The following is a 7,103-nucleotide window of genomic DNA, read 5'->3' as shown; positions in this document are numbered from 1 at the left end:
TCAAATCTCTTTCAAAAGAGAGACAGCCGTTTCGTGAGACGATCACGGCCATGGCTCAGATGTCGACGATAAGGCCCTTGGCCTTCAACACCGGCTCCAGCTTGCTCACCTCGATTACCGACTTGCCTTGCTTGTAGGCCTCGATATAGCCGGCTTCGGCATCTTCACGGGCCTGCGAAAGCTGGGCCGCCTCCTTAACTTCGGCGCGCCTGACAACGACCAGTCCGTCGGCGTCGCCAACGATGACATCGCCGGGATTGATGACTTCCCCGCCGACGATGATCGGATCATTCACCGCAGCGATCGTTTCCTTGACCGTGCCCTTGATGCAGACGCTGAGCGAAAAGACGGGGAAACCGAGGTCTCTCAGCTGAAGGGTGTCACGCACGCCGGTATCGGTCACCAGACCGCCGATGCCCTTGGCGAGGCAGGCATTGGCAAGAACGTCGCCGAACGAGCCTGCCTCCTCGTATTCGCCAGCCGATACGACGATGATATCGCCCGGCTTGGCATAGTTGATGGCAAGCTGCAGCATGATGTTGTCGCGCGGCGCACATTTGACCGTAAACGCCGGGCCGCACAGCTTCATGCGATAGTCCACCGGCTTCAAGCGGGAGGAAAGCGCTCCGCGGCGTCCCTGAGCTTCATGGATCGTCGCCGGCGAGAATTTGGAGATTGCTTCGATATCGGCTTTGCTCGGCCGCTCGGCGATGTCTTTTATGTGGATCATGGAAACCTCCCACGGTTGGACCGGCGGCGGGCATTCCCCGCCGCCTGCAGTTATCGTTTCGATGAGGTAGTGGGCCTTAGGGGATCGGGTCGAACTTCAGTTCGGAAAGCGGTACGACCTTGTCCGTGCGCGTCATCTTGTATTCGGTGGTCGGGCCAAGCCACTTGTCCCAGATCTTGTTGATCTCGCCGGATGTGTCGAGCTTGCGAAGCACTTCGTTGATTTTCGCCGTCAGCGCCGGGTTGTCCTTGGCCATGCCGATGCCGATCGGCTGGAACAGCATGGGCTCCTCGATCATCCGCATCTGCTTGCCCTTGGTCTTTGATTCATTGACGAATTTCGTCGTTGTCATGGTGTTCGCGACCATGCCGCGCGCCTTGCCCTGCTGAACGGCGAGATAGGCCGAAGCGGTATCCTGGAAGGTCAACGGCTCGGACTTGTTGAGCTTGATCGACATTTCCGAGGTCGAGCCCTTTGTCGAGGCGACGCGCTGGCCCTCATAGTCGGATTTCTTCTTGCCAGGGTCATCAGCCGGCACGATCAGCATTTCCTTGGCGAGATAGTAAGGGTCGCTGAACTGGATCTGTTCAGCGCGGCTCAGGGTATAGGCAAGATTGGCAACGGTGATGTCGACGCGACCAAGCTTGACTTCCGGAACGCGGGCTTCGACCGACACAGGCTTCACTTCCGCCTTGACGCCCAGTTCCTTGGCAATCGCATTGCAAAGATCGACGTCGAAGCCGGCCATTTCGCGCGTCTTCGGATCGGGCGCAGCGAAAGGCGGAACATCCGCAAACGTGGCGCAGCGAAGCGTCTTGGCCGAGATGATCGTATCGAGCTGATCCGCCTTTGCCGGCGAGGCCATAGCCACGCCTCCAAGTGCGGCTGAGAGGATGAGGCATTTCCAGTTCATTGCTGTTCTCCTTTGTTTTTAGTCGTGAGTATCAGTGACGCAAATCGGCAAGAAACCGCTGGGCACGGGGATGGCGGGGATGCTTGAAGAACTCTTCCGGCGGGGCCGTTTCGAGAATCTCCCCGGCATCAATGAACCAGACGCGATCGGCAACTTCGCGAGCAAAGCCCATTTCATGGGTGACGCAGAGCATGGTCATGCCCTCAGCAGCCAGGCCCTTCATGACCGCGAGAACTTCGCCGACCATTTCCGGATCAAGCGCGCTCGTCGGTTCGTCGAAAAGCATCACGGGCGGCTCCATCGCGAGCGCGCGGGCAATCGCCACACGCTGCTGCTGTCCCCCGGACAGCTGACCGGGATAGGCCCCAGCCTTGTCGGCGAGGCCGACGCGATCGAGAAGCTTCAGCGCCTTGTCACGCGCGACGCCAGGCGCGACGCCCTTCACCCGAATGGGAGAAATCGATACGTTTTCGACCACCGAGAGGTGCGGAAACAGGTTGAAGTTCTGGAACACGAAGCCGATGCGGCTGCGCAGCAGGTTGAGTTCCTTGGTCCGCATAGGAGCATGGATGTTCTGGCCGTCGAAGGTGATCGCGCCGCTGTTGATTTCCTCCAGCCGGTTGACCGTGCGGATGAGCGTGGACTTTCCCGAACCCGACGGCCCGCAGATCACAACCACCTCGCCTCTGATAACCTCGGCCTCGATACCCTTCAGAACCGGATAATTGCCGTAGCTCTTGCAGACATTCGAAATACGAATTGCCTGCTGCTGGGGCGACGATGCTGACGTGGTCATAGCTGCTCCGATACGATTTTGGCCTGGGCAAGCGACGGGGACGCTGGATCATTCGCCGGGCCTGCACGCCGGCGGGAGATGCGGCGCTCGACGGCGTTTGCGAGGTATGTGAGGCTCCAGCAGATCGCGTAATAGACGACCGCCAGGATGAGAAAGACCTGAAACGGCTGCGTCAGAAGCTGATTGTTGACCTGGCTTGCCGCAAATGTCAGGTCGGGCACATTGATCACATATCCGAGCGTCGTATCCTTGATCGTTGCGACAAAGGTAGAGATCATGCTCGGGATCATGTTGTAGAGCGCCTGGGGCAAGATGATGAAACGCATCGCGCTGAGATAGCTGTGGCCCAGAGCGCGAGCGGCATCCATCTGACCCTCGCCAAGCGCGACGATGCCGGCCCGTACCACTTCGCTCAGAAAAGCGCCCTGGTAAATGACGAGCGTCGTCAGCATGGTGACGAAGCTCGGCACATCGGCTCCCGTCAGCAGCGGCACGAGGAAATAGCTCCAGAGAATGAGCATCAGGAGAGGCACGCCTCGGGTCACGTAAACCAGCACTGTCACCGGCCACCGCAATAGCGGCCATTTCGACAGCCGTGCCAGTGCGAAGAGGATGCTGACCGGGAAGGCGAGCGCGATACTGAGCGCCGAGAGGATCAGCGTATTGGCGAGTCCGCCGAGCGGACCGTTCGGATACTGACCGATCAGCAGAAGAAGCCAGTAGTCGTTGATGATGGTGATGATGTCGCCGATCATGCGCGCGCACTCCGGGTGGGATCGGCGCGCATCGACAGATAGGCGCCACCACTCATGATCAGGAGCGAGAAGAAGAGATAGAGAACCGTGCCGATCAGATAGATCTCGAAGGTGCGGAAGCTGAGGTTCTCGATCTCCTTCACCGCATGCGTCAGTTCCGGCGCACCGATGACAATGGCAAGACTGCTGTTCTTGAACAGGGAGACGCTGTGGTTGATGAGCGGGGGCAGGCCGTTACGCACGCCCTGCGGCATGATGATGTAGCGCATTGCGGAGAGATAGCTGTGCCCCAGGGCCTTGGCCGCTTCCATCTGGCCCGGGCTGACGGAGCGCAGGCCGGAACGAAGATCCTCGCTGAAATAGGCCGCCTGACAAAGTCCGAGACCAATAACCGCAAATATCGTTTCGGCATTGTGGGCGGCGAGCCATGAGGTCAATCCGTCCGGCAATAGCGTGAATATGCCAAAATACCAGAGCATGAGCTGCACGAGGGTTGGCACATTGCGATGGTACGAAACATAGGCCTTCACGACCGGTTCGCCGAACCGTAACGGCGACATCCGCAGCGCCAGCAGAAGGATGGCGAGCGTCATGGCCAGCAGCCACGAGCCTGAATAGATGACGAAGGTCATCTCGATGCCGTGGACGAGCATCGAGACATAATCCGCCCTGCCCAGGATTGCGGAGAGATCGAACCCGTTCACCGCTTTGGACCTTCGGAGGCGCCAGGGGCCGCCTGGGGCTTTGCGGTCTGAAGGCCACCCATGACCTGCAGCGTGGGGGTGATCTCCATATGTCCGATGTTGACAGCGACAGGCGCGGCAATTGCAAAGGCGATCGCCTCGGCGATATCGGATGCCTGCGGCAGTTCAAAACCATCGATGAAGCGTTCGCGAACGGAGGGATCGTCACCGTGGACATGATTGAAGATGTCCGTGGCGACCCTGCCTGGGCAGATTTCCGTCACCCGCACCCGCTTGCCGAAGGCGTCGATGCGCAACTGGTTCGACAGCATCGCAACGCCGGCCTTTACGGCATGGTAGGTGGAATTGCCGCCGAAATTGTAATTGCCGGCAATCGAGGAGATGTTGACGACATGCCCGCGATCGCGGGCCACCATTCCGGGCACGACGAGGCGGCAAATATGCAGGACGGCGCGAAGATTGACGTCGACGAGGAGGTCAATGTCCCCTTCGTCCGCCTCGAGGAACTTCTTCGGCCGGTCGACGCCGGCGTTGTTGACGAGGATGTCGAATTCGATCTCAGCCGCGAGAGCCGCAATTGCCTTGCGATCGATCACGTCGATGGCGTGCGCAATACAGCCCGTGCGCGCCGCCAGCTCCTGCAAAGGGCCGGTGCTTCGGGCAATCGCATGCACCTCGATGTTTTCGCGTCGAAGCCGCTCCACCACCGCAGCGCCGATGCCGGACGAAGCGCCCGTGACCAACGCGGTCTTGTAATCGGAGAATGGCATTCTGATCCCCTTGTTGTTGTCGTGGAGATTAGCGGACCTTTAAAGCCTTGCCTAAGACCGATTATCTTTGGAGCAATAAGCAACTTTTATGGAGGTCGATGCTCGGCCGCCAACCGGGCGGACGGCATTGAAAACCACGCCTCCAACCACGACCAATCTGTCTTGCGGGCGCCTAGCGTTGCAAAAGATCGGCACGTCTGTAAACATGTGGCTTAAACGATCAAAGAACCAAAATCCCTATGGATATCAGACGCTTCAAATCCTTCATCGCAATTGTCGACAGCGGCAGCATCACACGCGCGGCGGATATTCTGCACCTTGCCCAGCCGGCACTGAGCCAGCAACTGGCGGCACTGGAGGAGCATTTCGGTCAGAAGCTGCTGATCCGCAGCCAGCAGGGCGTCAGCATGACCGATGCGGGACATGCGGTCTATCGGCATGCTCAGATCATTCTTCGCCAGATGGAGCAAGCGCAGGCAGACGCAGCCGCCGCCGGCAACTCGCTTGCAGGGCGCGTTTCGGTGGGTCTGGTGCCCTTCAGCAGCGCCGCTACCCTTTCGGTCGACCTTCTGGCCGAAACAAGAAAACGGCATCCGGGCATTCTGCTTCATCTGACGGAAAGCGTCGGTCAAACCTACAGCCAGATGATCATGAACGGTCGGCTGGAGATGGCGCTGATCCATGGGACCGGTCCAATCAAGGGCGTCCGTTTTGAACCGATCCTGGGTGAGGAATTCTATCTCGTGGCGCATCGTGACTTTGCCATCGAAGCGGACGCGAAGCCGATTCCGGTCGGCGCCTTAGACGGAATACCGATGCTATTGCCGCCGGCCTACAATTTCGTGCGCCGCGCCGTAGATACCGCATTCGCGCGCAGCCGGATCAATCTCAAGGTCGTGGCCGAAGTGGAAATCGTACGAACCCTTGCCCGCGCGGTCGGCGGCGGCCTCGGCGCCACAATCATGCCCAAAGCCATTGCCGACCGCATCGTGTCTGAATCCAGCGAACCTCTCGTCTGCAGGGTCATATCCCCGCGCATCGAAGAAACCCTATCGCTTTGCACAGCCGACCAGGGCTCGCTGTCGGAACCGGCATTCGCCGTGAAGGATATCCTCGTCGAACTGACCGAGCGGCTGAAGCTATAGGCTCTCTTCCCCCTGCAACCGCATCTGGTCGAGATCAATGATCGTCAACGCATGTCCTTGCAGAACTGGGCAATGCGGGCGCAACCTTCGCTCAACATCTCCATGCTCGTGGCATAGGAAATGCGGAAGTAGGGGCTCATTCCGTAGGCTGCACCCTGTACGGTCGCAACATGGTGTTCATCCACCAGCGCCATGACGAAATCGACGTCGGTCTCGATCTTCCGTCCGCCCTTGCTGATTTTTCCGATCAGCCCGGAAATATTCGGATAGATATAGAAGGCGCCTTCAGGTTTGTGGCAACGCAGGCCCTCGATCTCAGACAGCCTGTCCAGGACGAAATCACGCCTTTCGCGATAGATCGCCGCACGCTCTTTGAGAAGATCCTGCGGTCCCTCGAGAGCGGCGATTGCTGCAGCCTGTGTCAGAGTGGTAATGCCGCCGCCATTCTGGCCGTTGACGTTGCTGATTGCGGTCATCAGTTCCTTCGAGCCGCTGGCACAGAAACCGAGCCGCCAGCCGGTCATCGCATAGGCCTTGGAGACGCCGTTCATCGTCAACACGCGATCGTGGAGCTTTGGCTCGACCTCGGCGATGGTGCAGAATTCGAAGTCATCATAGACCAGATGTTCGTAGATATCGTCGGTCAGAATCCAGACATGGGGATGGCGCAGCATGACCTCGGCAATCGCCGCCATCTCGGCGCGGGAGCAGGCCGCTCCGGTGGGATTGTTGGGGAAATTCAGGAAAAGCCATTTGGTGCGCGGTGTGATCGCTGCTTCGAGGTCTTCCGCCCTAAGCTTGAACCCGGCCTGCTCGAAGCAGGGGACTGCAACCGGGACGCCGCCGGCGAATTTGACGATATCGGCATAGCTGACCCAAGAAGGCGTTGGGATGATAACCTCGTCCCCGGCATTGCAGGTCGCCAACATCGCATTGAAGATAACCTGCTTGCCGCCACCGGAAACGACAATCTGACCGGCATCGTAGTCGAGGTTGTTGTCGCGCTTGAACTTCTTGATGATCGCCGCCTTCAGCGCAGGCGTCCCGTCCATAGGCGGATATTTCGTATCCCCGCCAAGCGCGGCGGCATGCGCTGCCTCGACGGCATGAGCGGGCGTCGGGAAATCAGGTTCGCCGGAAGACATGCTCACGACCTTGATGCCCTTGGCGGCCAGTTCTCTGGCGCGCTGGGTCATGGCAGCGGAAGCGGATATTGAAACATTTTTCAGACGATCGGCTGTGACGGACATCAGCATGAACCTTCGATTATGGATTGAATGAGGCGCAGCC

8 protein-coding genes are annotated in these 7,103 nt (G+C 59.1%); 1 reads left to right on the top strand and 7 read right to left on the bottom strand.

Going from position 1 to position 7,103, the window contains the following annotated elements; translation table 11 throughout:
- Positions 1-55: 55 nt before the first annotated feature.
- From C5L13_RS22365 to C5L13_RS22340, 6 genes are all read right to left on the bottom strand, one after another.
- On the bottom strand, positions 56-730 hold the full coding sequence (locus tag C5L13_RS22365) for a 4-carboxy-4-hydroxy-2-oxoadipate aldolase/oxaloacetate decarboxylase (RefSeq protein ID WP_105385470.1): 675 nt from the start codon (positions 728-730) through the stop codon (positions 56-58).
- A gap of 76 nt (positions 731-806) precedes the next feature.
- Positions 807-1,643, bottom strand: coding sequence for an ABC transporter substrate-binding protein (locus tag C5L13_RS22360; protein WP_105385469.1), 837 nt, complete (start codon positions 1,641-1,643; stop codon positions 807-809).
- Between the two features lie 31 nt (positions 1,644-1,674).
- Entirely contained in the window at positions 1,675-2,439 is a 765-nt protein-coding gene (locus C5L13_RS22355) for an amino acid ABC transporter ATP-binding protein (protein WP_105385468.1), read from the bottom strand.
- On the bottom strand, positions 2,436-3,194 hold the full coding sequence (locus tag C5L13_RS22350) for an amino acid ABC transporter permease (protein ID WP_105385467.1): 759 nt from the start codon (positions 3,192-3,194) through the stop codon (positions 2,436-2,438). The genes C5L13_RS22355 and C5L13_RS22350 overlap by 4 nt, the downstream gene beginning before the upstream one ends.
- Entirely contained in the window at positions 3,191-3,898 is a 708-nt protein-coding gene (locus C5L13_RS22345) for an amino acid ABC transporter permease (protein WP_105385466.1), read from the bottom strand. The genes C5L13_RS22350 and C5L13_RS22345 overlap by 4 nt, the downstream gene beginning before the upstream one ends.
- Entirely contained in the window at positions 3,895-4,668 is a 774-nt protein-coding gene (locus C5L13_RS22340) for an SDR family oxidoreductase (protein ID WP_105385465.1), read from the bottom strand. The genes C5L13_RS22345 and C5L13_RS22340 overlap by 4 nt, the downstream gene beginning before the upstream one ends.
- A gap of 239 nt (positions 4,669-4,907) precedes the next feature.
- On the opposite strand from C5L13_RS22340, the gene nac reads away from it, so the two are divergent.
- On the top strand, positions 4,908-5,813 hold the full coding sequence (gene nac, locus C5L13_RS22335; protein WP_105385464.1) for a nitrogen assimilation transcriptional regulator NAC: 906 nt from the start codon (positions 4,908-4,910) through the stop codon (positions 5,811-5,813).
- A 44-nt stretch (positions 5,814-5,857) separates the two neighbouring features.
- Here the strand turns inward: nac and C5L13_RS22330 are convergent, their stop codons facing one another.
- Positions 5,858-7,063, bottom strand: a complete 1,206-nt coding sequence (locus tag C5L13_RS22330) for a pyridoxal phosphate-dependent aminotransferase (RefSeq protein ID WP_105385488.1) — start codon at positions 7,061-7,063, stop codon at positions 5,858-5,860.
- Positions 7,064-7,103 lie beyond the last annotated feature (40 nt).

This window comes from Neorhizobium alkalisoli, assembly GCF_002968635.1.
Taxonomy (GTDB): domain Bacteria; phylum Pseudomonadota; class Alphaproteobacteria; order Rhizobiales; family Rhizobiaceae; genus Neorhizobium; species Neorhizobium alkalisoli.
The sequence above is the reverse complement of the archived record's forward strand: the minus strand, read 5'-3'. Positions and strand labels throughout refer to the sequence as shown.